The 364-nt window shown below is 69.0% G+C and carries 1 protein-coding gene; it reads right to left on the bottom strand.

Annotation, left to right across the window (positions count from 1 at the left end; all coding sequences use genetic code 11):
• On the bottom strand, window positions 1-194 hold a 194-nt coding region (locus OO70_RS50840; RefSeq protein WP_043688492.1), incomplete at its 3' end, for a hypothetical protein.
• Window positions 195-364 lie beyond the last annotated feature (170 nt).

Raw genomic sequence — 364 nt, 5'->3', positions numbered from 1 at the left:
GTCCGGGACCGTTCCAGGTGCCACCGCAGAAGGTCTGCCTCGTCGGCGATCCAGCCGGCTCGCAGGCCGAGGTCCACGACGGCCGGGTCGGCGGTCACGTAGGAGCGGGTGAGTCGGGTGAGGTGCTGGTAGCCGGCCATGACCTGGCGGGCGTGACGCAGGTCGTCGAGGACCGGACGCAGGTGGAGGTTCATCGCCGCACCGCCCGTCGGGTAATCGCGGTACGACGGCGGTCCACGTGCCGCATCTGCTGCGCGTAGTTTTCGCAGACCAGCGCCACGGTGACGACCAGGACGGACACCAGTACGGCGGTCAGGATGATGAACAGGCTGATCATCGCCGTACCCCCGCGTCGTGCTTGCCG

The organism is Streptomyces xylophagus, assembly GCF_000716435.1.
In the GTDB taxonomy this organism is placed as follows: domain Bacteria; phylum Actinomycetota; class Actinomycetes; order Streptomycetales; family Streptomycetaceae; genus Streptomyces; species Streptomyces xylophagus.
Note: the sequence above shows the minus strand (reverse complement) of the source record. Positions and strands in the feature narration are given on the sequence as shown.